The organism is Alitibacter langaaensis DSM 22999 (assembly GCF_003096995.1).
In the GTDB taxonomy this organism is placed as follows: Bacteria; Pseudomonadota; Gammaproteobacteria; order Enterobacterales; family Pasteurellaceae; genus Exercitatus; species Exercitatus langaaensis.
In genome coordinates this window covers 85623-110551 of record NZ_QENU01000003.1, presented here as the reverse complement: position 1 = coordinate 110551, position 24929 = coordinate 85623, and the positions used below count along the sequence as shown (strand labels likewise).

The window sequence follows — 24929 nt, the reverse complement described above, 5'->3', positions numbered from 1 at the left end:
ATATGCTTATTCATAAAGCTATTAGAGAGCACATAGCAGAGCTTCTACAAACATTAGACCCAACAATAAAGGTTTGGGCAGGACGACCAACATTTATTGATTTGGATAATGAGCCAACAACACTTGCGGTCTTTATTGACGATGCACAAAGTGAGCCAGCAGGATTATGTGGGGGAGAGTGGGAAGCAATATTAAACATCGCCATTTATCAACGTTCAACCCAAGGAGAAGCCCCACTTGATGAGCTTGCAGAAGAAATTGTACAGCATTTAGCTGAAGCATTTGAGAATGATGATTTAAGTATCTTACAACAATGCTATTTAACGGGTTATCACTATGAACAAGATGCACAAAAACGCACTTGGTACATAGCAAACCTACAATATCAAATTACTTACAGTCAGGAGGAATAATGGCAACACAAACAACCCCATTTCAGGGAACAAAATTTTACATTGGCAAAGGCACCGAAGCGGAAAAAAGTATTACTGCTTGTGAAATTACTCCGAACGCCAAAATTACCGTCGCTAACAGTGGCTACAAAAAAGGAGACTTGCTCCTCATAACTGGTCTTGGCTCCCTTGATGGTTACTACCCAGTGAAAGATGTACAAACTAACGACATCATCTTAGCTGATGAAGTCAACTGGGCAGATCAAGACAAACCGACAGTATTTACCAATGCCAAAGTGGCTCGTGTTAGTTGGTCAAGCAACTTCTGCGCCATCAAAAACATTGAAAAAGACGGCGATACGCTTTCAGAAGAAGATGTTACCACAATGTGCAGCGAGGGAACTGAAACTGAACCGGGTGATATTGAGTTTGGTAACGTAAAACTGACTTTCTTCTGGGCTCCCGCTACAGCAATGCAAGCGGATTTACGTAAGAAGTTCTACGGCAAAGAAACCTTTCCATATTTGATTGTGTTTAAAAACAATCAAGGATCGCTTTATGGCACGGGCTTTATCCAAACCAGCACCAATATTAGCGGAGAAGTGAAAGGCAAGTTTGAATCGGGTGTAACGATTAAACAATCCAAACGCGATTACTTATTGCCTGTTGCATAACGAACTCACCGCACGATAAAAAGTGCGGTGTTTTTTTTCATAAATTTTAAGGAAATCAACCATGAATAAAGGCACTAAAGCAACTTTACTTGCAATCAAACCTACACTCAAACCTTTTGAGCTTAATGGCAATACCTACTATATCCGTTCTTTTACTGTAGGCGATGTAAACCGTGAAGTGTTTGAATATCAAAATTGGCTGAAAGCCCAAGCAACCAAACAAGGCATTGAGCTTAATCTAAATGATGAAGATGCACTTGCCAAGCAGCTTGAACCGATTGCGGACAAATATCGTCTTGCACGTAACCTTGCTATTAAATTATGTGATGAAAAAGGCAATAACTTATTTAACCCTGACAATGTAGAGGATTTAGAAGCCATTTTAACCCTTGATGACAGTGTACTCACTGCTTTTAATCAAGCTGAAAATGAAGGTAGCTCAAAAAACTCACCGCCCGACGCAAGTTCCAACTAACCTTATCCCTTGCGTTGGGTAAAACGCTATCAGAAATCGAAGCAATGCCCGAAAGCCACCTGCAAGAATATGAACAATTCTACCAAGAACAGCCGTTCGGGCTATGGCGTGAAGATTACCGCACTGCACAAATTGCCTATCTTTTAGCTGCGATTAACAGCGATCCGAAAAAAGACAGCCCAAAACTCACTGAGTTTATGCCGTTTTTTACAGATCAAAGTGCGGTGGAAAATAGCCAAGATTTTGATGATGGTAGTGAAATGTTTTTGGCTCAAAGATAAAAAATCGTGTGTATGTATTGGTAGCAGGCGTAGTGCTTTGCTTGACAAGTGCGCCTGCTTGTCATTAGAATGACCGCAAAATTTAGTAGATTAGTGACAGTAATCATTTGTTCTTTGACATCAACTAAACAGACAAAAAGCTTACCAAAGTAATTTGAGTAGGCTTTTTCTGTTTATAAAAAGGGGAACTATGTATGAAAAATACCGTATTAACACCTACAAAAACACGCAACTTATCTCCTGAGCAATATTTAATGGAAACCAAGAAAAATAAGGTATCGAATAATATTGAGCGAGTTAAATTTATTCCTCCAAAAGCTAACTCACGAGGTTATGGCTCTTTTCAAGTAACATATAAAATGCCGGTATTGGTGGCACGATGAAAAATGAAAAACAAAATTTTCCACAAGTAGCTAATCAGGAAGAAATGTTTCAGGAGTTTATTGCTTGCTAAATCTTAAGTGCTAGTACATTGTGATGTGATCCAGATCACTTTAAAGCTCGCCTGATTTTGGTATAATTAACGCCTATTTTTTAGCTTAGGAGTTAATTATGAAAAATACAGAAACAGCAGAAATTACAGAAACATCATCAAAAGAAGGCGACTCAATATTAATTTTTTTTGGTTGGGTATTTTATGTAGGTGCACTTAGTTGTATAGGTTATGGGCTTACCAAAATTTTTAAATATAAAAATTATGGAGAAAATTTTTCAAGTCTCAATGTTAATGCTTATGTAGGTGGGGACGCTTATAACTATATAATAAATGGAACATATTCAACAACCTATTGTGTAATAGGTGCTGTTTTGGCTATCATAGGTAGTACGTGCTTTATAGTGAATGCTATAGATAAACGTTAAAAATAAGCGATATGAATTATATAAACCCTGTTGATCTCAGCAGGGTTTTGGTCTATGGAATTACATAAACCTACCACACCAAATTACACGACCAATAATGTTTACTTCATTTGTCTTCACATATATTGGTTGATAGTTGGTATTTACCGAATGAATAATGTATTCTTTAGCAAAATCATTTTTGCTGACTAGTTTAATTCCGTTGTAATCATCAATTTCCACTAAAAAAGCTGAATTTATACTTGCTTCTTTATCTAGTTTATCAATTAGTAGAGTATCCCCATCTTTGTATAGAGGGCTCATGGCATCACCTTTTTGCCGGTAAGCTAGTAGATTATCTGTATCTATGTAGCTAGGTAGCATATCGTTTGCGATATGAAAATAACTATCATCTTCCATTTCATCTAGATAGAAAGGAATCTTTATTAAATAGACTTCGTCCTGATCTAAGGATCTGATGAGGGTATCTAAATCAATGCTTAGAACCTCTGCTATTCGCTTAGCTGTTTCTATACGTGGTTTAGATAAGCCTTTCTCATACTTAGAGATGAGGGTTGGGCTGGTGTTAGTTTTTTCGGCTATATCTTTCTGCGATAAGCCAAGCTCACTTCTTTTTTGTTTAAAAAGCAGTCTAAACGGTAAATTTTTATCTGTTTTCATATAAAATCACTTGAAATAAACTTTTTTATGATTAAAATACTAACTAATCGCTTAATGCGATTGTTCTTATGTCATATTAACATAAATCTATTGGTGAAACTATGAAAGAAAAAACAGAAAAAAAAAATATTACAGCTAACTTGCCAGCTTATCTTGTTGAATGGTTACAAAGCTCAGCTAAGAAAAATTATCGCTCTGTAACTCGTGAATTACAGCGTTGTTTGGAAGAGAGTATGCGAAATGACAAAGCAAATGCTCAATAATAGAAAAGCCTCAATAGCGGCAACTGTTGAGGCTTGTGAAGAAATAATCCCAAACCAAAAGGATATCTCTATGAACAATAATACTACTTTATCAAAAGAAATTCAAAATGTTTCTAATTTCAACTTTGGCGAAGCATCAATTCGCGTTGTCTCTATTAATGGCGAGCCTTGGTTTGTAGCCAAAGATATTTGTGATGCGATTGGTATTGAAAATAATCGTAAAGCTCTTTTAGTATTGGATGATGATGAAAAGGGTGTAACTTTAAGTAACACCCTTGGTGGACAGCAAGAAATGAATATCGTATCTGAAAGTGGAATGTATACTTTAATCCTACGTTGTCGTGATGCAGTAAAAAAAGATTCTACTCCATATCGTTTTAGAAAGTGGGTTACCTCTGAGGTATTACCACAGATCAGAAAAACGGGGAAATATGAAAAACTTGACACACCAATATTGCTAACAAAAGAACATCAACAATTCATCAAAGACTTTGTGAAAAATCGTACTTTGCAATTACCAAAGGATAAACAAGCCAAATGTGCAATAATGCAATGGTCAGCTTTAAAATCTCACTTCGGTAAAAGTTATAAAGAAATTGATGATAGTCAGTTTGTAGATGCGATTAGTTTGTTGGCTAGACTGCCGCTTGAGGGGGAATTGATTATAGATGAATTTAGTCAAGATGAAGAAGCACTCTACATTATCGCCAACCTTTATCATTCACTTCGTGAAGCATATGAAATGGGGCAAAAAATTCGTAAAGGCTACCCTTATTTACGGCAAGACATTGATAAAAAACTTGGTGGGCATTATTTCCATAATCTCAACATACCAACTGAACAAGCGTTAGAAAAAGCGAAAAAATACGTTCACGCTAAAAGCGAACGCATTATGTTCATTAAGGGAATGTTAAGCCTACTTGAGCAACAACCGCAACCTAAGCGATTGGCTAACTTCTAAAAAACAAGCGAAACATACCGCACTTTATTTTAAGTGCGGTTGTAGGGAGATAAAATGAAAAGAGATTGGGAGCTTATCCGAAAAATCCTTATTAAATTAGAGCAAAAAGTAGATGATACACCGTTGGATAGCGAGAGTATTAAGGGTGTGTCGCCTGATATTGTAGCGTATCATTATAAAATTCTTGCTCAAGCGGATCTTATTTGCATTGAGGACAATTCCACAATGGGAGATGAGGATTTTGTAGCAATAGATTTAACATGGCAAGGTCATGAATTTCTTGACAAAATTCGTAGTGATACCGCTTGGAATAAGGTTAAACAAGTCATTAAAACTAAAGGTATAGATCTGTCATTTGAAGCGATCAAATTAGCTGGGCAAAGTTTATTGATCTCTTTGCTGAAATAGCTTGACGGCGTGTAGGGATTTGGTAGATTGGATAATAATGTTTAGGAGGGGATATGTTCAAAAAAGAATTTGGAATGCTTAACTTTTTACTTAGAGAGATAAAAAGTGTCGTGGTAATTTTTTTTATTTTCCCCCTTATTTTTATATCCGTTGTGCTGGGATTTTCTACTGGCATAGCTTGGAAATATCTTGCTATTTTATTTATTGGTTTTGTGATACTTGTATTCCTTATAGGCATAGCACTATTTTTCTCAAATAAGAAATGGGAAAAAGAGCAGGAAGTTAAAAAGGCTGAGCAAGCAGAACAAGATAAAGTTAGGTACGTTATTATTAAATAGAAACATTTATAAAAGAAAAGCACACTTCGGTGTGCTTTTTTTATGGGAGAAAATTATGTCAGGTGCACTAGGTAATCTTAACATTCATCTTAGTCTTGAAACGGTTAAATTTCAGAAAGATCTTGAACGCTCTAATCAAAGAACGCAACACTATGCAAAACAATTTCAGATCAATCTTGATAAAGCACAACAAAAAGCGAAGCAGTTTTCTGAAAGAACAACAAAATATCTTAATAATATTGAAAAAGCAGCGAAAAATATCAATAACACAACCAAATGGAGTTTCCGCTTTGATAATTTTTCAAGGATTGCTGGATTTGCTAACCAATTTGTTAAAACGGCTGACAGCTATACAGAACTACAAAACCGTATGCGTTTGGTTACCGAAGGAAGTGTTCAGCTTGTGGCGGCAACCGAGTCGGTGTTTGATATTGCCTTAAAAACTAATCAAAGTCTGAATGCTACCTCTGAAGTTTACCAACGCTTTGCCAAAAATGCGAAACAGCTCGGTTTATCACAAGCGGATGTTGCATCACTCACAGAAACCGTTTCTAAAGCGGTAGCGATGTCTGGTGCAAGTGCGGCATCTGCTGAAGCAGCATTAATGCAGTTCGGACAAGCAATGGCTGCAGGAGAATTAAGAGGGCAAGAGCTTAATTCTGTGATGGAACAAACTCCCGGACTTGCTGACGCAATCGCAAAAGGGTTGGGTATTACCACCGCAGAATTAAAAGCAATGGGGAAATCGGGCGAATTAACTATTCCAAAAGTGATTGACGCATTACAAAAAGCGAAAGATTCTGTTGATAGCGATTTTGCTAAACGTGTGCTGACAGTATCACAAGCCTTTACTAATTTAGAAACCAATATCATTAAAACTATAGGGGAATTGGATAAAGCGGGCGGAATAACATCTAGCTTTGCTAAAAGTATTGAATTTGCAGCAAATAATCTTGATACGCTGATAAAAATAACGGGAGCATTAGTTGCTGCGGGTGGGGTTGCTTATATTGGGCGATATGCCAATGGAATGTTATCCAGTGCATATAGCACGGCTAAAAACACTTTTGAGCATTATAAATCAGTAAAAGCAACCTATGAGAGCGTTAAAGCTAAACGCTTGGAAATGCAGACAATTCAAGCCTCTTTAATTGAGCAGGCTAAATTAGCACAAAGTGAACGTACGCAATTTGCATTGCGTGAGCAAATGAAAGTGCAATCGCAACAAATCATTGCACTAGCAAGGGAAGAGGCTCAAGCCAAGCGTGAGTTATCCGTTGCAAATAGTTTAGTATCGAAAGCCAGTGGAATATTAAAAGGGGCATTAGGTCTAATTGGTGGACCAACAGGTGCCGCAATGCTGGCTGGAAGTGCGTTATTTTATTTCTCAATGCAGGCAAAAGAAGCACAGCAAAAAGCCCTTGATACGGCAGGTGCAAATGATCGCTTAAAAGAAAGCTATGACGGATTAAGCGAAAGTGCCCTTTCATTGACAATCTCTAAACAAATGGAAACACTTGAGAATTATGAAAAACAGATTGCTAGTACAAAGGCGAAAATTTCGGAAATTCAAACCACACATTGGCAATTTGGCTTAGAGTTATCAGAAAAAAGCAAAAAAGAGATTGAATTACTGAATGATGAGTTACAACAAATTAAAGAAAACCAGAATATTGATTTTTCTGTGTTGAAAAAACAAGTTACCCAGCTTGGCATTGTATTTACGCAAAATGGGAAAACTGCGGAAGATTTTGCTCGAAAATTAAAGTTAATTGGGGTAGATAGCAAGCTAATTGATGAAGTTTTAGCGGAACTTCCTGATAAGCTAAAAAAGATGGCAGATCAAACGCAGAATGCAACTGAAGCAGTATTAGATCTTAAAAAAGCACAGGCAGAATTAACGAAAAAGTCCGATGATTTAAGAGTTAAATTAGAAGTGCTTAAACTGAAAAATCAAGGACACGCTAAAGCTTCATTTGTTTTAGCAGGGCTTTATGATGTGCTTGGCGAAAAAGGGGCTAAATATTCTGAAGTGTTAAATGCAATTGCAAGGGGGGATGTAGCAGCTGCTGAAAGTGCAGCAAAAGCAATTAAGCTTTCAGCCGAGCAATTAAATACAATGCTTGAAATGGGCAAAAAACTTGATGGTATGTTTACCAAAGATCAAGAAATCAAAGTAAAAGAAAAGACAATCAAGGAGCAAGAGGACAGAAATAATCACAAAAAAGGTAGAGGTGAAAATGCTCGTGAAAATTGGCTTTCTTTTTATGATGATTTACGTCAAAAAAGTGGGTCGACGCTGAATGAAATCGATCTCGAAGAAATACGAATGTTTCAGCGACTTGAAGAGCATATGAAAAAAGGCGTTGTACAACATCAAGAATATGAAGCAGCAAAACTTGCTATTACGCAACGTTTTAATCAACAGCGGTTGGAGCTTGCGGGTAAATATGCACCAAATAAATTAGCTGCCAATAATCTGGATAAAGAGCTTGCAGCAGTTAAAGAATTGCAAGCCGCTAACCAGCTTACAGTTGATGAAGCAAAACAAGCAGCAATGAAACTGCAATTTGAGTATGCACAAAATGTAGCACAAAATGCCGTTACGCCATTAGATCAACTGCGCGCCATTTACGATCCAAATCAAGCCATACAAAATCAGCAAACACAGGAACTGGCTTTACTTCAAGCATTTTACGAACAAAAGTTAATGACGGAAGAGGAGTTTCAGCAGCGCAAGAAACAAATTATTGATCGTTATAAAAATGATGAATTTCAGCGTGAGATGAATAATTATGCTACGGGACTTAATGATCTTGGTGGTGCGTTTGGTAATCTTGCCTCAATGATTGAGCAATCAGGCGGGCGACAATCCGCAGCGTATAAAGCAATGTTTGCTGTTTCTAAAGCGTTTGCTATTGCTGAATCAATGGTTAAATTATCGCAGGCGATCAGTCAAGCTATGGCAGACCCTACTGCACTCACACCAGCACAAAAGTTTGCCAATATGGCAGCGGTCGCTGCTGCTGGAATGAATGTGGTTTCGCAAATTTCAAGCGTTGGCTTTGCTACAGGGGGCTATACAGGCGATGGCGGTAAATACACACCTGCAGGGATTGTTCACCGAGGGGAATATGTTATCACTAAAGAAGCCACAGCACGATTAGGTTTAGGTTACCTTAACTATCTTAATTATGGTAAGCGTGGTTTTGCAAATGGTGGTGGCGTTGCGGTACCAAGATTGCCATCTATGGAACCAAGAGTAAATAATAGTTCTCAGGACATCACCGTCAAAGTGATTAATCAAGGTGAACCTGTGCAAGCAGAAGTCAGCACAAAACAAAAAGGCGATCAACTTGAAATCACCCTTGAACTGATGAAAACCATTGCACGCAATGAGGCAAACCAAGTGATTCAAACCAATTTCCGCGCGGGAGGCGCATTTAGCTAATGGAAACCTTTAAATGGTGCATACGCCCTGGGTTTGCGGTGGAAAACTCGCCAAAAGTGAATGAGATTGAGTTTGGTGATGGTTACACACAGAGGCAGCCTAGAACAATAAATAATTTACTGCGCGTTTATCCTGTGGTGGTTAAAGTGAAAAATAAGGTACGGTTGGAAGTGGATGAATTTTTGGCTCGGCATAAAGGTGTCGAGCCTTTTTATTTCCAAGACCCATTTACCAATTCATTGAAAAAAGTCGTGTGTAGTAAGTGGTCCGCTAAAATGGGAAAAACCTACACGGAATTTAGTTGTGAATTTAAGGAAGTGCCATAATGCCTCAACAAATCCCCACCCAAATGAAACTTGAGCTGAGTAAGCTTGAGCAAAACGCAATGATTGATTTATATGAAGTTGACTTGCGTGATTTAAAAGATAAAGATGGAATGAATGGTGAGCTGTTTCGATTTTATGCTGGCACTAATGAAATGATGCAACCTATTGTGTGGCAAGGACATACCTATGAAGCCTTTGGTGTGAAAGCCAGTGGTTTTGCCTTATCTGGACAAGGTCCAAGTAATCGTCCAGAGCTTACTCTTGCTAATGTTAACGGTTTTATCACAGGGCTTGTGCAACGCTTTGAACAATGCCTAGGGGGGATTGTTCGACGTCGCCAAGTGTATATGCAGTATTTAGATGCAGTAAATTTTGCTGAGGGTAACAAACAAGCAGATCCAAGCCAAGAAGTGTTGAGCTATTTTGTGATAGAGCAATTATCTACACTTAAGCGAGATGTTGCGGTATTTACTTTAGCATTACCGACTGAAACAGATAACGCTTTAATTTCAGCCCGCACTATTACTGTGCAATGTGGTTGGTTATATCGCTCTGCAGAATGTGGTTATACAGGTGGTCCCGTGGCGGACGAGAAAGATCAACCCACTCGTGATAAAAATGAAGATAAATGTAGTGGTCTGCCAAGTGGATGTAGGTTGCGTAGCAATCTACGCAACTACGGTGGGTTTGTGTCGGTGGATAAGCTGGGTTAATGGTTGTTGGCCGTCTGTTGAGCATTAGTGGCATATAGTGGTTGAACATCAAATTGTTTACCTTGCTCCAAGTGCCATAAGTCATATTGGGCTTGCATATTCAGCCATAAATTCGGTGAAGTATTAGGTAAAAGTTTACTAAGGCGCATTGCCATTTCAGGTGTGACGCTAGTTTTTGCATTTAAAATTCGGGAAAGTGTAACGCGTGTTACGCCAAGTTTATTGGCAACTTCGTTAATTTTAAATTCAGAAATAATATCTCTTAATACTTCGCCAGGGTGTGCCGGGTTGAACATCCTCATTTGGTTACTCCTTAGTGGTAATCTTGATAATTGACAATTTCAGCATCACCATTTTCAAATTTAAAGGTTAAGCGCCAATTGGCATTTACTTTAACAGACCAATATCCAGTTAAATCCCCCTTTAGTGGGTGCAAGTTCCAGCCAGGCATATCCATCTCAGAAACATCACTTACCACATTAAGCGTAGTAAGCAGTAAATGGAGCTTTTGAGCATGTTTGGGTTGGATACCTGCCGTTGAGCCTGTTTCAAAAAATGCCTGTAAGCCTTTATGTTTAAATGAAAGAATCATAGTAATATCTGCCTTGTGTATAGAGGTACGATACATTAATTTACTACGAGTGTAAAGAGTTATGTTACAAAAATTAAAAGAGAAAATAGTCTCTCATGCTAAACACCAAGAACCGCACGAATGTTGCGGTTTTGTTGTTTTAAAGGGCGATGAAATGGTTTTTATACCTTGCAAAAATCAAGCGGAAGACAAAGAAAACCACTTCGAGATTTCACCTGAAGATTTTTTGCAAGCAAATTCTCAGGGAAAAATTACCGCACTTGTGCATTCACATCCAAATGGCGAACCCGTGTTATCACTTTTAGACCGCCAAACCCAACTGGTAGCAGACTTGGATTTTTGGCTGGTGTGCAACGATGAAATCCATATTTTCCCCAAAATCCCACCGTTGTTAGGGCGTGAGTTTAATCACGGTGTAATGGATTGCTACACCTTATTTCGGGATTTTTATTATCTCGCTGGGGCAGATTTTCCCGATTTTGAGCGAGATGATTATTGGTGGGAGGATGGATTTAATTTGTATCTCGATAATATGGCGACGCACGGCTTTGAACGGTTGATTGATGAAAGTGCAGTGCAAATTGGTGATGTGATTTTAATGCAAGTGGGTGCAGATGTGCCGAATCACGCGGCAATTTATATCGGCGATCAAATGGTGCTTCATCACAGCCCACGCCGCTTATCAAAACGTGATTTATATGATGGATATTGGTTTAAACATACACATAGTATTTGGAGATTTAAGCAATGGTCAAAGTTAGATTTTACGGTGCCCTTAAACAGTTTGGCACTGCATTTGAGCTAGAGGCAGATACGCCAGCGGAGTGCATTCGAGCTCTAATTATGCAAATTCCCGGACTAAGGGAATTCATTCAGAAAGGTTTGTTTACTGTGCGAATAGGTAAGCAATATATTGATAATCGGTACCTTGAAAAAGGTTTTTTCTATAGGCTTAAAAAGGGAATGGTAGTTCATTTTACACCAGTATTAAAGGGGGCAAAAAAAGCTGGGGTATTTCAAACTATTCTTGGAGCAGTTATTACCGTCATTGGTGTAGTAATGTTATATACACCTGCGGCTGGATTTGCTCCAAATGTTATTGGTGTTGGTATAGCAATGATGGCTGGTGGTGTTATTCAAATGCTTACAAAACAACCAACAATGCAAAATCCAAATGACGCAGAAAAGAAGCAATCCACTGCCTTTTCCAACCGTGCCAATATGACGGCTCAAGGTCGAATGGTGCCGTTGGCTTATGGACGCATCCGCACGGGGTCAATGGTGATATCACAAGGGGTCAGAACTATTGATGTTGATGTATGGAAAAATACATCTCGTAAAGTCGGATTTGGCAAGGGCAGATTTGCATAATTCACATTTATTTTTAGTTAAGGAGTAAATTATGGGTGGCGGAGGAGGTGGAGGCGGTCGTACGCCTGTTGAAGCACCAGAGAGCGGACGCTCAAAACAGCTAGTAAACATCGTTGAAATTATCTCTGAAGGTGAAATTCAAGGTTTAGTGGATGGTGTAAAATCCGTATTTTTGGATAATACTCCGATTCAAGCTAGCAATGATAGCTACAATTTTAATAATGTTGATGCTCAAGGTCGTATTGGCTTGCAAGACCAAGACATAATGGAAGGGTTTAACACATCCGAAAAGGAAGTTGCAGTAAGTGCGCAAGTGCGTAAAGCGGTGGCAATTACCCGCACAATTACCGACAGCAAAGTATCTCGTTTGCGTTTAACCCTTGGAGTGCAATCGCTATTTAGTCAAAATGATCAAGGCGACACAAATGGCGCTAGAGTGGATTTGAATGTAATTATTGGCGATCAGACTTACCCAGTCACTATTGAGGGGAAATACAGTTCACAATATTTACGTCAGTTTGAATATGGCAATTTACCACCAGTACCTTTTCAAGTAAGAGTGGAACGATTAACAGAAGATAGTACCAGTCAACGTTTGCAAAATAACACTATTTGGTCAAGTTATACGGAAATCATTGAAACACAATTTACTTATCCTAATACCGCACTTGTTGGTATCCAATTTGACTCAGAATATTTTGGTTCAATTCCTAATCGCAACTATGAAATCTATGGTATTAAGCTCAAAATACCGAGTAATTACGATCCAATTAACCGCACTTATGAAGGGTTATGGGATGGCACATTCAAAGTAGCTTGGTCAAATAACCCTGCATGGGTGTTGTATGACCTGATGACTAACAAACGTTATGGTTTAGGTCAACGCTTAGGTGAATTTAGTGTAGATAAATGGACATTATATCAAGTTGCTCAATATTGTGATCAAATGGTGCCTGATGGTTTTGGTGGAAAAGAGCCTCGTTTTACTTGTAATGCGTGGCTTGTGGAGCAACGTAAAGCCTATGATGTGATTAATGATATTTGCTCAATTTTTAGAGCAATGCCAGTATGGAATGGGCGAGAGTTTACCGTCGTAATGGATAGACCAACCGACCCCGTTTGGACTTACACTAATGCCAATGTAGTAAATGGTGAATTTAGCTATCAATATTCTGCAATGAAAGCTCGCCATAATGAAATCCACGTGGAATATATAGACGCATCCGATAGTTATGAAAAGAAAGTGGAGGTTGTATCTGATGACTCTTTAATTCGTCGCTATGGACTAAATATTAAAAAAGTCACTGCGTTTGGCTGTACATCAAGAGGTCAGGCACATCGTACAGGAAAGTGGATTTTAGAAACAGAACGCCTTGAAACAAAAACAGTAACCTTTAGTGTGGGAGCAGAAGGTTTGATGCACATACCCGGTGATGTTATCCGTGTGGCAGACAGCGATTATGCCGCCACAAATATAGGCGGTCGCGTCTTAGGTATTAACGGACGTAAAGTGACATTAGATCGCGAGATTGAACTTTCGGGTAACAGTCATTTTACTTACATTAATGCAGAGGGTAAGCATAAAGATATTCGCATTTTAAGTATTGAAAATGGCAATATTGCGGTATTAGATAGCGAGCCAGAAGACCTAAGTAATTATGCGGTTTGGTCTCTGACTACACAACAAATCAATGTGCAGTTATTTAAATGCCTGTCTATTAGTGAGGATGATAAAGGCAAATATACTATCGTTGCTCTACAACATGAACCACAGAAAGAAGCTATCGTTGATAATGGGGCGGTATTTGAACCGAGAGAAACCACACTAACAACAAGCGGCTTGCGTAAAGTGGACAACGTATCAGTACAAGCCAATAGCGACGGTATTGAGTTAAGCTTTGATGCTATTGTACAAAATAGTGCGATGGTTAAATATCAAATTAAACTTTATCGTGATGGCGATTTTTATCAGCTATATGACAATTTGACCTCGCCAACAATAACCTTTGTGGACTTGCCTGATGGTGATTATATCGCGGAAGTCCGGGCTAAAAATGCACAAGGGCAATTATCCGACCCTGTAAACAAAACATTTACGGTTCGTTTAGCGGTCAGTGAATTAGTCACGGTACCGAAAATGTTCGCTATTGAGCTAAATTGGCGCAACCCGATTTTTGCTAACCCTAAAACGGCTATTGAAATTTGGGTAAGTGCAGACAATCAATTTACTAATGCGCGCAAACTCGTGAGCTTAGCATATCCAACAAATAGCTATACTTACTCGGGGTTAAGTCTGAATGACCGTTTTTGGTTTTGGGGGCGAATGGTTGATGGGGATAATGCAGGGCGATTTACAACTGCTGTGGAGGGAAGTCCAAGCCGAGATGCTACCGCGATTACGGAATATCTGCACGGTAAAATCACTAAAACTGAATTGGGTGAAAATTTGATTGAGAGTCTGCAAAGTGATATTGCTGATGCCGTGCAAGAGTCTGTTTCTTCAAAAATTGAAAGCATAGAGAATACACTGGCTAACGTAGATAGTGCATTTGGTAAGCGCATTGACACAATTAACGCCACTGTAAACGACGCACAAGCCCAAATATCAATAGCAACGCAAGCTGCTGCAAATGCTGAAGGCAGGGTTAGCGCTATGCAAACAATTAAGACTCAGACTCTTTCTGGTGGTCGTACTGCTATAGCTGGTATCACAATGGGGACATTAGGCGATGAGGACAACATTGAAAGTAGTGTGATTGTCATGGCAGATAAGTTCGGTGTAGTTAAAGACGCTAATGATGGAAACGTCATACCTATGTTGTCTGTCGTTGATGGTAAAGTAGCAATCAGTGGCGATTTACTAGCTGAAGGCTCGATACAAGGTAAACACATCAGAGCCGGCGAAACCATCGCAGCACCAAATATCATCGGCGGCAACATTAGCGGAGTTAACGGTACATTCACAGGCACTGTTTACGCAGATCGAATAGTCGGCGATTTAATGTCAAGCGTCACGCTTAATAGTTATTCTCCCGTCACAGTTCATGCGGCGAATTACAATAGAATGATTGTTATGATTAGTAACTACAACATTCAACGAGGGAATAGCTCTATACCTGTCTCATTGAATAACAGGTTCGGCAATAGCATGGTGCACACTATTAAGGTTAACGGGCAAGTAATTCTAAGTACTACGCAATGGTTTAACACGAACACAAGGTCTTTTGGGTGCCACTTGTCGGCTGGTCACGCAATCTATTATTTGCCAGCTGGTCGCTCAGCCACTTTTCTATCTGAAACTGTGGATAGTGAAAAAAATTGGATGACAACTATAACAACATTAATCATGTATAGGAGTTCATGATGATAGTTTATATTACGGATCAAGAAAATATTTTAATTGACAGTAAAACTGTTGATGAAAATTATATACCAGTTGACTTCGAATACATAGAAACACCCCCTAAAAAACGAGAGGGGTATTCTATAGTAATGACCGAAACAGGTTGGGTATATATGGAAGATAATCGGCATAGAATATACTATGACGCAACATCCGGCTTACCCTTTCAGCATCTTAAGCTTGGTGCAGTTCCGAGTTCATTTGCGACTAGTCCAAGACCAACGCCGCATCATTCTTGGAGTGGTTCTAAATGGGTTATTGATGATGACAAAAAGATTGAGTTGAAAGCCCAGCAACAAGCCCAAGTTTGGGAATGTATTAAACAGAAGCGCTATCAGAATGGTCGTTTAGGTGTATATGTTAAGAGCGTAGATAAATGGTTTCATACTGATGACGCAAGTCGTCAGCAGTACACTTTCATGCGCACTCTTCCAGAATTCCCACCAACACAGTGGAAAACGATGGATAATAGTTTTGTGACCATGACAAAAGAGCTGCTTAACGAGTTGTCACTTGCCATGCTCGCCAATGAGCAGGCGGATTTCGCTAATGCCGAGAAGCATAGATTAGCAATGTTAGAAGCGGAAAATCCACAGGATTATGATTACAGCACAGGTTGGAGAGAGGTGTATCATGGAGAATAGGGTTTATCTGGCCTTGTACAAAGGCAATCGCAGCGGAACAGGTTTTGAAGTCTGGAAATCCCGGTTAGGGGATTGGCTCACTCGCAATCTTACTAGGGGTAAATATAGCCACTGTGAAATAGCTATTAAGCGACAACGATGGTTAAGCGGCAGTCACTACGAGCACGAGATTGTCTATGATTGTTATAGCTCATCTATCCGTGATGGCGGCGTGCGGTGTAAGCAGATTGATATTGATAGTGGCAAGTGGGATTTGATTCCATTAAAAGATGTCACCGAACAACAAATTAAACAATATTTTGAGAAAACCAAAGGTAAAAAATACGACTGGCTTGGCGCAATCGGTGTAGTGCTGAAATGCAATCAAGACAAGCGTAAGTACTTTTGTTCGGAATTTTGTGCAGAGTCGTTGGGTTTTGGCGAGGCTTGGCGATTTAGTCCAAATGATTTGTCCGCAATACTAAAAAGGGATTGCTAAATGAAATTATCTATCAGGTTAAAAAGGGGGGACGATGAAAGTCGCCTTTTAACATTGTGTAATCAGGACGGCTCACCTTTTGATCTATCGGATTTAGAGCGTGCAGATTTGCACGCCGTAGCCAAAAGCAAGGAAATCGTGCTATCACTCTCTACCACAGACAAAAGCATTGAGATTTTGGAACAGGGGCAAATGCTACTCACTATCCATCACTCGTTAACTGAAAATCAACAGTGGAAGATAGCCGATTATGATTTACAGCTCAAATTTACCGATGGAAGAATCAAAACGATTATAGAGGGACAGATTACATTAGTGCATGATGTGACTAAATTGGAGCGGTAATGCAAGTAAAAATCGAAGATCAAGAAAACCCGTCGATCAAAGTGGTTGTCACAGAGAATCAACCGATTGTTGCAAAAATATCGGATGTAAGAGTGATAACGACAGGCGGTGAAGGTGACAAGAATCAGGTTGAAATACCTGATTTTTTAGCAATTTACAATATATCAAAGGCATAAAATGGCAGTATCAGAAGAAACCTTAAACAAATTAACCCAATCTTTAACCGTGTTGATAACCAAAATCGGCACGGATATGAAAACACTTGAGCTACTTATTGGTTCGCTTGAGAGTTTATCAACAGCGGCTAAAACAAATCTTGTTTTGGCGATTAACGAAATTGCAACTCGTCCAGTAGCAAGCGGTGGTGCTGAAATCACTTCGGACACATCGAGTGAAACTGGTGCATTATCAGCCAAAGCGGTAACAGATGCTATTGACGCAGCAATCAACACAGCCGTAACGCAAGCTAAGAATGACCTGCTTGGAGGCGAGGTGTCATCTGATTTAGATACACTTAGAGAGCTAGGACAAGCATTAAAAGACGGCAGTTCTGCGGTGTCTGCTATCACCCAAAAGTTAACCGAGCAAGGTACAAGATTAGACACACTCGAAGCTGCACTGTCGGTGGATCTGCTCGCCATTTATAATCAAGCTAAAACCGCTTAAGGGGTAGACTAATGCTAAATTTAGAAAAATTTGCCGCGCAGGTTGGTCGAGATATTAAAAGCCTACTTGGTATAACTCAAGATACTGGGTGGCGTAAAATAACATCTAGCAATTTGCTAAGTGGACATGTATTAGTAAGGCGTATCGGAAATATGTGTTATATCGGGTTTGGTGGTGGAGCATGGGATACTTTCTCCATAGCTCAAGGATTAAGAGGTTCGCAAAAAATCAACGTCACCCGGTTACCTAATGGATTTCGCTCGCAAATGGCGATCGGTGGTGCAGTAACTAAAGACGGTACAAGTATAGTCGGGCAGTTACTATTGACATCTGCAACCGATGAGAGCTGGATACAAATCCGGAGCTTACCGGCTACTGAGTACGAGTATTTGCGAACGTATCTGCTTAGTTATCCAACGAGCGATCCGTTTCCTACCGCCTTGCCAGGTTCGGCGGTTTAATTCGGCGCTAACCCTTATAGGTCAACGCCTTTTATCCATTCATCAACTTTATTAGCCCAATGTTGCAGCATTTCTTTTCGTTGTTGTGCGTATTCTGCTTTATTATAAACAGCTCGCACGCCTTGCTGTTCGTGGGCTAAGCTCTTCTCAATCCAATCACTATTAAACCCCATCTCATGCAATAAAGTAGAGCCAGTGCGGCGTAAATCGTGGACGGTAAAATCATCAATAAGTTGCTCATTACGGTTAATGTGCTTAATGCAATTAGCAATTACTCGGTTAAGTGAGCTGCTTGCAATAGGTTGTTGGCGATTGACCCTCCCTGGTAACAAATAAGGCGACCCCTCGGAATAAATTTGGAAAGCCACGATTAAATCGATCGCTTGCTCAGACAAATAAACATTATGAGCACGTCCGGCTTTCATTCGTTCAGCAGGAATAGTCCATACTTTATTTTTGAAGTCCACCTCATCCCATTTAGCATTAACCAACTCGCCTTTTCGTACGAGCGTGAGCAAAATAAATTTAACCGCTTTTTTGAGTCCAAAATCTGATTGCGTTTCTTCAAGGGCATTAAAGAATAAATGAATTTCTCGCGGCGTTAATGTGCGCTCACGTTTTTTAAATGTGGCAATAGATGAATTAGCGATTGCGTCAGCGGGGTTTGTGAATTTATGCCCACGCTGAATTGCATACCGGTAAACATTAGCAATCAAGTCACGCACGAAAATAGCGGTAGATGGAGCTCCACGCTCTTTAATTTTTTCGCAATGGCTGCGAATTTCATCCGTTGTGATTTCTGTCATAAGACGGTTGCCAAACGTGTCTTTGATGTCTCGTTCATAAGTTGCAACGCGTAAGGCTTTAGTGCTTTCGGCTAATTGAACATCCGCAAGATATTTTTCTGCGAATACACAGAAGCGATCTGCATTGCGAATCTGATTACGTTCAGCTCGTTTCTGGGCTGCCGGCGAAATTCCCTCACTTACTTGTTTTCGCGCGATCATCAAACGCTCACGAGCTTCAGCAAGGTTTATCCCATCAGCACCATATTTACCAATAGTAAGTGTCTCACGTCGGCCGTTTATGCGATAGTCGTATCTGAAAGTTACCGTACCAGTAACCGACACAGTGACGTAAAGCCCGTCACGATCTGCTACTTTATAAAGTTTGTCTTTAGGTTTTAGAGATTTTATTTTTGTATCTGTTAGCATTTTTCGTCATTTTTACCGTTTAATGGATGACGGTATTTTCGATCTTTTTGTCGGTGTTAGCAATACTATACCGTCAAAAAATACGCTAGAAAAATAAACTAATATGGAATAGCATGAAATGCAGTGAAATAGAAAAGCCCTGTAATAACAGGGCTTTGGGTTATTTTTGAAATGAATTGAATAGCAATGAAATGCGGGGTTTTTATTCCCACTCAATGGTTGCTGGGGGTTTTCCTGAAACATCGTAAACAACACGGGAGATGCCATTGACTTCGTTGATGATTCGGTTGGAGATTTTGCCGAGCAAGTCGTAAGGCAAGTGGGCCCAATGTGCGGTCATAAAATCAATAGTTTCGACTGCACGGAGTGAGACCACCCAGTCGTATTTTCGCCCATCGCCCATTACGCCAACGGATTTTACAGGGAGGAAGACGGTAAAGGCTTGGCTTACTTTTTCATACCAACCAGAGTTGTAAAGCTCTTCAATGAAAATGGCATCGGCTTTGCGTAGTAAATCGCAGTATTCTTTTTTGATTTCCCCTAATACTCGCACGCCTAATCCCGGGCCTGGGAAAGGGTGGCGGTTTAGCATTTCAGCGGGCAGTCCAAGAGCTAAGCCGATTTTGCGGACTTCATCTTTGAATAATTCACGCAATGGCTCCACTAATCCCAACTTCATATAATCGGGCAAGCCGCCTACATTATGGTGCGATTTGATCACGTGAGCTTTGCCCGTTTTGCTTGCTGCGGATTCGATCACATCAGGGTAGATTGTGCCTTGTGCCAACCATTTTACAGAGGTGAGTTTTTTGGATTCATCATCGAAAACATCCACGAAAACTTTACCGATCATTTTGCGTTTGGCTTCAGGCTCATCAATGCCTTTTAACGCATCTAAAAAGCGATCTTCGGCATTGACACGAATGATGTTTAAGCCGAATTTATCGCCAAACATTTCCATCACTTGATCGCCTTCGTTTAGGCGAAGCAAGCCGTTATCAACGAAAACACAGTGCAAGTTTTTACCAATGGCACGATGCAGCAGCAAAGCGGTTACGGAAGAATCCACGCCGCCTGATAAGCCTAAAATAACTTCATCATCGCCCACTTGTGCTTTAATGCGAGCCACGGAATCTTCGATAATATTTTCTGCCGTCCATTGACATTCGCAGCCACAAATATTCACAACGAAGTTGGTTAATAGTGCTAAGCCTTTTTGAGTGTGCGTCACTTCTGGGTGGAATTGCACGCCGTAGAAATGGCGATTTTCATCAGACATCGCCGCAATTGGGCAAGTTGGCGTAACCCCAGTAATTTGAAAGTGCGGTGGTAATTTTGTTACTTTATCACCGTGGCTCATCCAAACATCTAACTTGCGTTCGCCATTCTCTAAGCCTGCGAAAAGTGCGGTCGAATTTTGTAAAGAAACGGAAGCATAGCCAAATTCGCGATGATCAGAGGTTTCTGTTAAACCGCCTAATTGCATCGCCATTGTTTGCATTCCGTAGCAAATACCTAACACTGGCACGCCAGCGTTGAAGACATATTCAGACGCACGAGGGCTATTTTCTTCCGTGGTGCTTTCAGGGCCGCCAGAAAGAATAATCCCCGTTGGGGCAAATTCATGGATTTGTTCTTCGGTCACATCCCACGCCCAAAGCTCGCAGTAAACCCCAATTTCACGCACACGGCGTGCGATTAATTGCGTATATTGTGAACCGAAGTCCAAAATTAAAATTTTATGATTGTGAATGTTGTTCATTGATTCTCTCTTGATGTTGTATGGCTAAACTTCATTAGCGACAAGTTGTATTCAGTTATCGCTTTAAGGTTGCATTTATCTTTATCTGCAAGCGGTCAAATTTTACAAAAAATTTGCAAAATCTCACCGCTTGTGAACATTAACCCATACGATAGTTAGGGGCTTCTTTGGTAATGGTGACATCGTGAACGTGCGATTCTTTGATGCCCGCACCGCTGATGCGTACAAATTGTGCTTTAGTGCGGAGATCTTCGATGGTGGCAGAACCCATTAAGCCCATACAAGAACGCAAGCCCCCCATTTGTTGGTGGATGATTTCTTTTAAGAAACCTTTGTAAGGAATACGTCCTTCGATGCCTTCTGGCACTAATTTGTCCGCAGCGTTATCTGATTGGAAATAGCGGTCGGAAGAACCTTTGCTCATTGCACCTAACGATCCCATACCGCGGTAAGATTTAAATGCACGCCCTTGGTAGAGTTCAATTTCGCCTGGGGCTTCTTCGGTTCCCGCAAACATTGAGCCAACCATTACACAGCTTGCACCTGCTGCGATAGCTTTGGCAATATCGCCAGAGTAGCGAATACCGCCGTCTGCAATAACAGGAATTCCACGGTCTTTTAAGGCTTCTGCCGCATCGGCAATGGCGGTAATTTGTGGCACACCAACGCCTGTTACAATGCGAGTGGTACAAATTGAGCCTGGGCCAATACCAATTTTCACCGCACTTGCTCCCGCATCAGCGAGTGCGATTGCCCCTTCTGCGGTGGCAACATTCCCTGCGATAATCGGTAAATTAGGGTATTTAGCACGGGTTTCACGAACACGTTGTAACACCCCTTCGGAATGCCCGTGTGAAGAGTCGATTAATAGCACGTCCACGCCCGCTTTGACTAAGGCATCAATGCGTTCTTCATTGCCTGCACCAGCCCCAACAGCCGCACCAACACGCAAACGTCCAAATTCATCTTTACAAGCATTCGGTTTTTGTTCCGCTTTTTGGAAATCTTTTACGGTGATCATCCCTTTTAGCTTGAAGTTATCATCAATTAATAACACTTTTTCCACACGGTGATTGTGCATTAAGGCTAAAATTTCATCACGCGTCGCCCCTTCTTTCAGGGTGACTAAACGCTCTTTTGGTGTCATCACTTGCGACACTTTTTTGCTTAAATCTTTCACAAAACGAGTATCACGACCCGTGATGATCCCCACTAAATTATTTTCTGCATCCACCACAGGGTAGCCCGCAAAGCCATTTTTCTTCACAAGATCTGCGAGTTCCGCTAAGGTTAAATCAGGCGAAACAGTGACTGGCTCAGAAACGATCCCACTTTCAAATTTTTTCACTTTACGCACACGATCAGCTTGGCGTTCAATGGTCATATTTTTATGGATAAAGCCAATGCCGCCTTCTTGAGCAAGGGAAATCGCAAGCTTGGTTTCGGTAACGGTATCCATCGCCGCAGAAAGCATAGGAATGTTTAGGCGAATATCTTTGGTGAGTTGGGTGGAAAGATCAGCTGTATTGGGTAACACAGTTGAATGAGCGGGAACGAGTAAAACGTCGTCGAAGGTTAAAGCTTCTTGTTTGATGCGTAATGCCATTGCAATATTCTCTCTTGAAATGAAGTTGATGTTAAAAATATTGCGGATGGATTATACAGATTTTGCCCCCCGTTGTGAACGGAAAATTTCATCTTTTTTGCTGTTTGTGGTAAAAATAAGCCAATCGTTTCCCTTAAGGATTGTTATGCTTTCACTCTTAGAACTTTTGGCTGATTGTCAGCCACATTCTTTTGAAAAATTGACCGCACTTTTAACGCTGAATGATGAACAGTTATTCGCCGAAATTCAACAGCTGCAAGCGCAAGGGGTGCAAATTGATACTAGCTATGGCAATGTCAAAATTATGCCACAGACGGCATTGCTAAGTGCGGTCAAAATTCAGCAAGTTTTTGCTCAGAATAAAGTTATTTATCGTCCGATTATTCATTCCACAAATCAGCTGTTACTCGCCAATATAGGGCGGCTTAACAAAGGCGATATTTGTATTACAGAACACCAAACCGCAGGGCGTGGGCGGCGTGGGCGCCAATGGCAATCGCCTTTTGCCAGCCTTGCTATGTTCAGTCTGATTTGGCAGGTGGACGCGCACAAGCCCCTTGACGGGCTCAGTTTAGTGGTTGGTATGGCGATTTATGAGGGTCTGCGTAAATTAGGGGCGAAGGGCGTTATGTTGAAATGGCCGAACGATGTGTTGCTTGACGGGCGAAAGCTGGCGGGGATTCTGATCGAAATTGCCAACACAGAAGAGGGCAAAATCAATCTGGTTATTGGTGTGGGAATGAATGTGGCGATGCCTAAAGAAGAGAATCAAATTGATCAGCCTTGGGCAAATTTGAATGAAATTTTGCCGAAAATTGACCGCACTTTGCTGATTTGCACGTTGCTTGAAGAAATATTTAGCGCGCTAAATGAGTTTGAGCAGCAAGGTATCAGCGCCGAATTTCGGCAAAAATGGCTTGAACGTGACGCCTTTTGGGGGGAAGAAGTGAATATCATCACCGAAAAAGAGACGATTTCAGGCATTGAGCAAGGCATTGATGAGCGTGGCTATTTGCGATTAGCGGTGAATAATGGCGAACAATGGCTCAGTTTCAATGGCGGCGAAGTGTCCTTAAGGCGAAAAATAAGCTAGGGCATTGTCTAGCTTATACTCGCTTATAAAAGTGCGGTCAAAAATTTAACTATTTTCTTCGCTTAACGGCTTAATCAAAATTTTTGAGCGGCGCTGATAATTATAATGTTCACGTTTTTCTTTTGGCAGATCTTCCACATTTGCCATACGGAAACCACGCTCTTGGAACCAATGCACCGTGCGGGTGGTGAGAACAAACAGTTTCTCAATGCCAAGATTTTTGGCGCGTTTTTGAATTTCTTCTAACAATACATCGCCACGGGATGAGCTGCGATAATCAGGATGAACAGCGACACAAGCCATTTCCGCCATTTTTTCTTGTTCATACACATTTAATGCCGCACAAGCAATGATGACGCCATCTCGGTCGATAATGGTGTAACGGTTGATTTCCATTTCCAACTGTTCGCGCGAACGTTTGACCAAAATGCCTTGTTGCTCTAATGGATGAATCAATTCGAGCAAGCTTGGAATATCCCGCGCGGTTGCAATGCGAATATCCTCTGAATTTTCCATAGAAAGCTGCGTGCCCACACCGTCACGGGTGAATAATTCTTGCAACAATGAGCCATCTTCTTCATAACTCAAAAGATGAGAACGATGCACGCCTGCACGGCAGACATCAATCGCCGCCTGTAAAAAACGGGCTTGCGAGCTATGATATTGATCTTGTTCGATGAGCTTTTGTAAATGCTGTGCGGCATCTTGCGGCAAGAGATCGGGAATGGAAATGCCTTGCTCATCTAAAATCCCTTGCGTTGAACTAAAACCAATCAATTTTTCTGCTTTCAGTTTAATGGCGACTTGCGTGGCGATTTCTTCAAAGGGCAAATTAAAACTTTCCCCAGTCACCGAAGGGGCGACAGGGCCAATTAAAACAATGGCATCTTTCTCTAGCTGCTGTTTGATATTTTCCACTTCAATGCGGCGTAATTTGCCGCTTAGCAGATAATCCACCCCATCATCCACGCCAATGGGCTGCGCAAGAATAAAATTACTGCTCACCACATTGAGCAGAGACGAATGCGGCAGGCGCATTGATAGGCGAGAAGTGATGTCGTAATTGAGTTTACCCGCGGCTTGTTTCACCAGCTCAAGCGTGCGTAAATCCGTCACGCGGATATTTTTGTGATAAACAGGGGAAATTTGGTGTTGGATAAGGAGTTCGTTAATTTGATAACGCGCGCCAAAGACAATGATTAATTTAATACCAAGGCTGTGAAGAAGTCGTATATCACTGATTATATTGATAAAATTCTCGCTCGCAATGGTGTCTCCGTCTAACATAATCACGAAAGTCTTGCCGCGGTGCATATTGACATAAGGTGTAGATTGTCTAAACCATTGGACTAATTCAGTGCTACGCATAACGCCCTCATTTAAATATTTATTCACTTATTTTGAATTTATATGCATTTTAACAAATATGCAAGTAAATTTTTACGCAATACGCCAGTAAAGTGCGGTCATTTTATCGCATGTTTGCTATAA

General features: G+C 40.7%; 30 protein-coding genes. 23 read left to right on the top strand and 7 right to left on the bottom strand.

Features of this window, described 5'->3' with window-relative positions:
* Positions 1-2 precede the first annotated feature (2 nt).
* From gpU to C8D76_RS03400, 6 genes are all read left to right on the top strand, one after another.
* Positions 3-413 (top strand): phage tail terminator protein, encoded by a 411-nt coding sequence (gene gpU / locus C8D76_RS03425; protein ID WP_116631407.1) that lies wholly within the window; start codon positions 3-5, stop codon positions 411-413.
* The gene (locus C8D76_RS03420; RefSeq protein ID WP_116631406.1) at positions 413-1066 is read left to right on the top strand and encodes a phage tail protein; all 654 of its coding nucleotides are present in this window, start codon (positions 413-415) and stop codon (positions 1064-1066) included. Before gpU ends, C8D76_RS03420 begins: the two co-directional genes overlap by 1 nt.
* Before the next feature lie 61 nt (positions 1067-1127).
* Entirely contained in the window at positions 1128-1541 is a 414-nt protein-coding gene (locus tag C8D76_RS03415; RefSeq protein WP_116631405.1) for a hypothetical protein, read from the top strand.
* 44 nt (positions 1542-1585) lie between these two features.
* The gene (locus C8D76_RS03410; protein WP_116631404.1) at positions 1586-1822 is read left to right on the top strand and encodes a phage tail assembly protein T; all 237 of its coding nucleotides are present in this window, start codon (positions 1586-1588) and stop codon (positions 1820-1822) included.
* Positions 1823-2016: 194 nt separating this feature from the next.
* Positions 2017-2205, top strand: coding sequence for a hypothetical protein (locus C8D76_RS03405; protein WP_065231666.1), 189 nt, complete (start codon positions 2017-2019; stop codon positions 2203-2205).
* A gap of 169 nt (positions 2206-2374) precedes the next feature.
* On the top strand, positions 2375-2683 hold the full coding sequence (locus tag C8D76_RS03400; protein ID WP_116631403.1) for a hypothetical protein: 309 nt from the start codon (positions 2375-2377) through the stop codon (positions 2681-2683).
* Positions 2684-2743: 60 nt separating this feature from the next.
* On the opposite strand, the gene C8D76_RS03395 is transcribed toward C8D76_RS03400, so the two are convergent.
* The gene (locus tag C8D76_RS03395) at positions 2744-3343 is read right to left on the bottom strand and encodes an XRE family transcriptional regulator (protein WP_116631402.1); all 600 of its coding nucleotides are present in this window, start codon (positions 3341-3343) and stop codon (positions 2744-2746) included.
* A 101-nt stretch (positions 3344-3444) separates the two neighbouring features.
* Between C8D76_RS03395 and C8D76_RS09895 the strand changes: the two genes are divergently transcribed.
* Genes C8D76_RS09895 through C8D76_RS03365 form a run of 7 tightly spaced genes read left to right on the top strand, consistent with a single transcriptional unit; the run spans position 3445 to position 9803 of the window.
* The gene (locus C8D76_RS09895; RefSeq protein WP_165814338.1) at positions 3445-3606 is read left to right on the top strand and encodes a hypothetical protein; all 162 of its coding nucleotides are present in this window, start codon (positions 3445-3447) and stop codon (positions 3604-3606) included.
* On the top strand, positions 3584-4567 hold the full coding sequence (locus C8D76_RS10125; protein WP_423802741.1) for a BRO-N domain-containing protein: 984 nt from the start codon (positions 3584-3586) through the stop codon (positions 4565-4567). The genes C8D76_RS09895 and C8D76_RS10125 overlap by 23 nt, the downstream gene beginning before the upstream one ends.
* A 54-nt stretch (positions 4568-4621) precedes the next feature.
* Positions 4622-4975 (top strand): DUF2513 domain-containing protein, encoded by a 354-nt coding sequence (locus C8D76_RS03385; protein WP_116631400.1) that lies wholly within the window; start codon positions 4622-4624, stop codon positions 4973-4975.
* Between the two features lie 53 nt (positions 4976-5028).
* The gene (locus C8D76_RS03380) at positions 5029-5313 is read left to right on the top strand and encodes a hypothetical protein (RefSeq protein ID WP_116631399.1); all 285 of its coding nucleotides are present in this window, start codon (positions 5029-5031) and stop codon (positions 5311-5313) included.
* Positions 5314-5368: 55 nt separating this feature from the next.
* Positions 5369-8764, top strand: a complete 3396-nt coding sequence (locus C8D76_RS03375) for a tape measure protein (protein WP_116631398.1) — start codon at positions 5369-5371, stop codon at positions 8762-8764.
* The gene (locus C8D76_RS03370) at positions 8764-9090 is read left to right on the top strand and encodes a phage tail protein (protein WP_116631397.1); all 327 of its coding nucleotides are present in this window, start codon (positions 8764-8766) and stop codon (positions 9088-9090) included. Before C8D76_RS03375 ends, C8D76_RS03370 begins: the two co-directional genes overlap by 1 nt.
* Positions 9090-9803 carry a phage minor tail protein L gene (locus C8D76_RS03365; RefSeq protein ID WP_116631396.1) on the top strand — a complete coding sequence of 238 codons (714 nt, stop codon included), beginning with the start codon at positions 9090-9092 and terminating at the stop codon, positions 9801-9803. Before C8D76_RS03370 ends, C8D76_RS03365 begins: the two co-directional genes overlap by 1 nt.
* On the opposite strand, the gene C8D76_RS03360 is transcribed toward C8D76_RS03365, so the two are convergent.
* Both C8D76_RS03360 and C8D76_RS03355 read right to left on the bottom strand, forming a co-directional pair.
* A complete protein-coding gene (locus tag C8D76_RS03360; RefSeq protein ID WP_116631395.1) occupies positions 9800-10105 on the bottom strand; it encodes a HigA family addiction module antitoxin in 306 nt (101 codons plus the stop codon). The genes C8D76_RS03365 and C8D76_RS03360 overlap by 4 nt on opposite strands.
* A gap of 11 nt (positions 10106-10116) precedes the next feature.
* Positions 10117-10395, bottom strand: a complete 279-nt coding sequence (locus C8D76_RS03355; RefSeq protein WP_116631394.1) for a type II toxin-antitoxin system RelE/ParE family toxin — start codon at positions 10393-10395, stop codon at positions 10117-10119.
* 61 nt (positions 10396-10456) lie between these two features.
* Between C8D76_RS03355 and C8D76_RS03350 the strand changes: the two genes are divergently transcribed.
* The 9 genes from C8D76_RS03350 to C8D76_RS03315 are packed head-to-tail and all read left to right on the top strand — an operon-like array spanning position 10457 to position 17763.
* Positions 10457-11200, top strand: coding sequence for a C40 family peptidase (locus C8D76_RS03350; RefSeq protein ID WP_116631393.1), 744 nt, complete (start codon positions 10457-10459; stop codon positions 11198-11200).
* Positions 11143-11766 (top strand): tail assembly protein, encoded by a 624-nt coding sequence (locus tag C8D76_RS03345; RefSeq protein ID WP_116631392.1) that lies wholly within the window; start codon positions 11143-11145, stop codon positions 11764-11766. The genes C8D76_RS03350 and C8D76_RS03345 overlap by 58 nt, the downstream gene beginning before the upstream one ends.
* A 31-nt stretch (positions 11767-11797) precedes the next feature.
* Positions 11798-15130, top strand: coding sequence for a TipJ family phage tail tip protein (locus C8D76_RS03340; protein WP_116631391.1), 3333 nt, complete (start codon positions 11798-11800; stop codon positions 15128-15130).
* On the top strand, positions 15127-15813 hold the full coding sequence (locus C8D76_RS03335) for a DUF4376 domain-containing protein (protein ID WP_207774995.1): 687 nt from the start codon (positions 15127-15129) through the stop codon (positions 15811-15813). Before C8D76_RS03340 ends, C8D76_RS03335 begins: the two co-directional genes overlap by 4 nt.
* Positions 15803-16291: an enoyl-CoA hydratase gene (locus C8D76_RS03330; protein WP_207774994.1), complete on the top strand. Its 489-nt coding sequence runs from the start codon at positions 15803-15805 to the stop codon at positions 16289-16291. Before C8D76_RS03335 ends, C8D76_RS03330 begins: the two co-directional genes overlap by 11 nt.
* A complete protein-coding gene (locus C8D76_RS03325; protein ID WP_116631390.1) occupies positions 16292-16636 on the top strand; it encodes a hypothetical protein in 345 nt (114 codons plus the stop codon).
* Positions 16636-16812: a hypothetical protein gene (locus C8D76_RS09890; RefSeq protein ID WP_165814337.1), complete on the top strand. Its 177-nt coding sequence runs from the start codon at positions 16636-16638 to the stop codon at positions 16810-16812. Before C8D76_RS03325 ends, C8D76_RS09890 begins: the two co-directional genes overlap by 1 nt.
* Before the next feature lies 1 nt (position 16813).
* Complete coding sequence (locus C8D76_RS03320; RefSeq protein WP_116631389.1) at positions 16814-17302, top strand: hypothetical protein; 489 nt, start codon at positions 16814-16816, stop codon at positions 17300-17302.
* A gap of 11 nt (positions 17303-17313) precedes the next feature.
* Positions 17314-17763 carry a hypothetical protein gene (locus C8D76_RS03315; protein ID WP_116631388.1) on the top strand — a complete coding sequence of 150 codons (450 nt, stop codon included), beginning with the start codon at positions 17314-17316 and terminating at the stop codon, positions 17761-17763.
* Positions 17764-17777: 14 nt separating this feature from the next.
* Here C8D76_RS03315 and C8D76_RS03310 read toward each other — a convergent pair whose 3' ends face one another.
* The 3 genes from C8D76_RS03310 to guaB all read right to left on the bottom strand — a co-directional run bounded on the left by C8D76_RS03310 (position 17778) and on the right by guaB (position 22345).
* A complete protein-coding gene (locus C8D76_RS03310) occupies positions 17778-18977 on the bottom strand; it encodes a tyrosine-type recombinase/integrase (protein ID WP_116631387.1) in 1200 nt (399 codons plus the stop codon).
* A gap of 202 nt (positions 18978-19179) precedes the next feature.
* Positions 19180-20739, bottom strand: coding sequence for a glutamine-hydrolyzing GMP synthase (guaA, locus tag C8D76_RS03305; protein ID WP_116631386.1), 1560 nt, complete (start codon positions 20737-20739; stop codon positions 19180-19182).
* Positions 20740-20878: 139 nt separating this feature from the next.
* Entirely contained in the window at positions 20879-22345 is a 1467-nt protein-coding gene (guaB, locus tag C8D76_RS03300) for an IMP dehydrogenase (RefSeq protein WP_116631385.1), read from the bottom strand.
* A 145-nt stretch (positions 22346-22490) separates the two neighbouring features.
* Between guaB and birA the strand changes: the two genes are divergently transcribed.
* A complete protein-coding gene (gene birA, locus C8D76_RS03295; protein ID WP_116631384.1) occupies positions 22491-23438 on the top strand; it encodes a bifunctional biotin--[acetyl-CoA-carboxylase] ligase/biotin operon repressor BirA in 948 nt (315 codons plus the stop codon).
* A gap of 45 nt (positions 23439-23483) precedes the next feature.
* Here birA and argA read toward each other — a convergent pair whose 3' ends face one another.
* Positions 23484-24806 (bottom strand): amino-acid N-acetyltransferase, encoded by a 1323-nt coding sequence (gene argA, locus C8D76_RS03290; protein ID WP_116631383.1) that lies wholly within the window; start codon positions 24804-24806, stop codon positions 23484-23486.
* Positions 24807-24929: the final 123 nt, after the last annotated feature.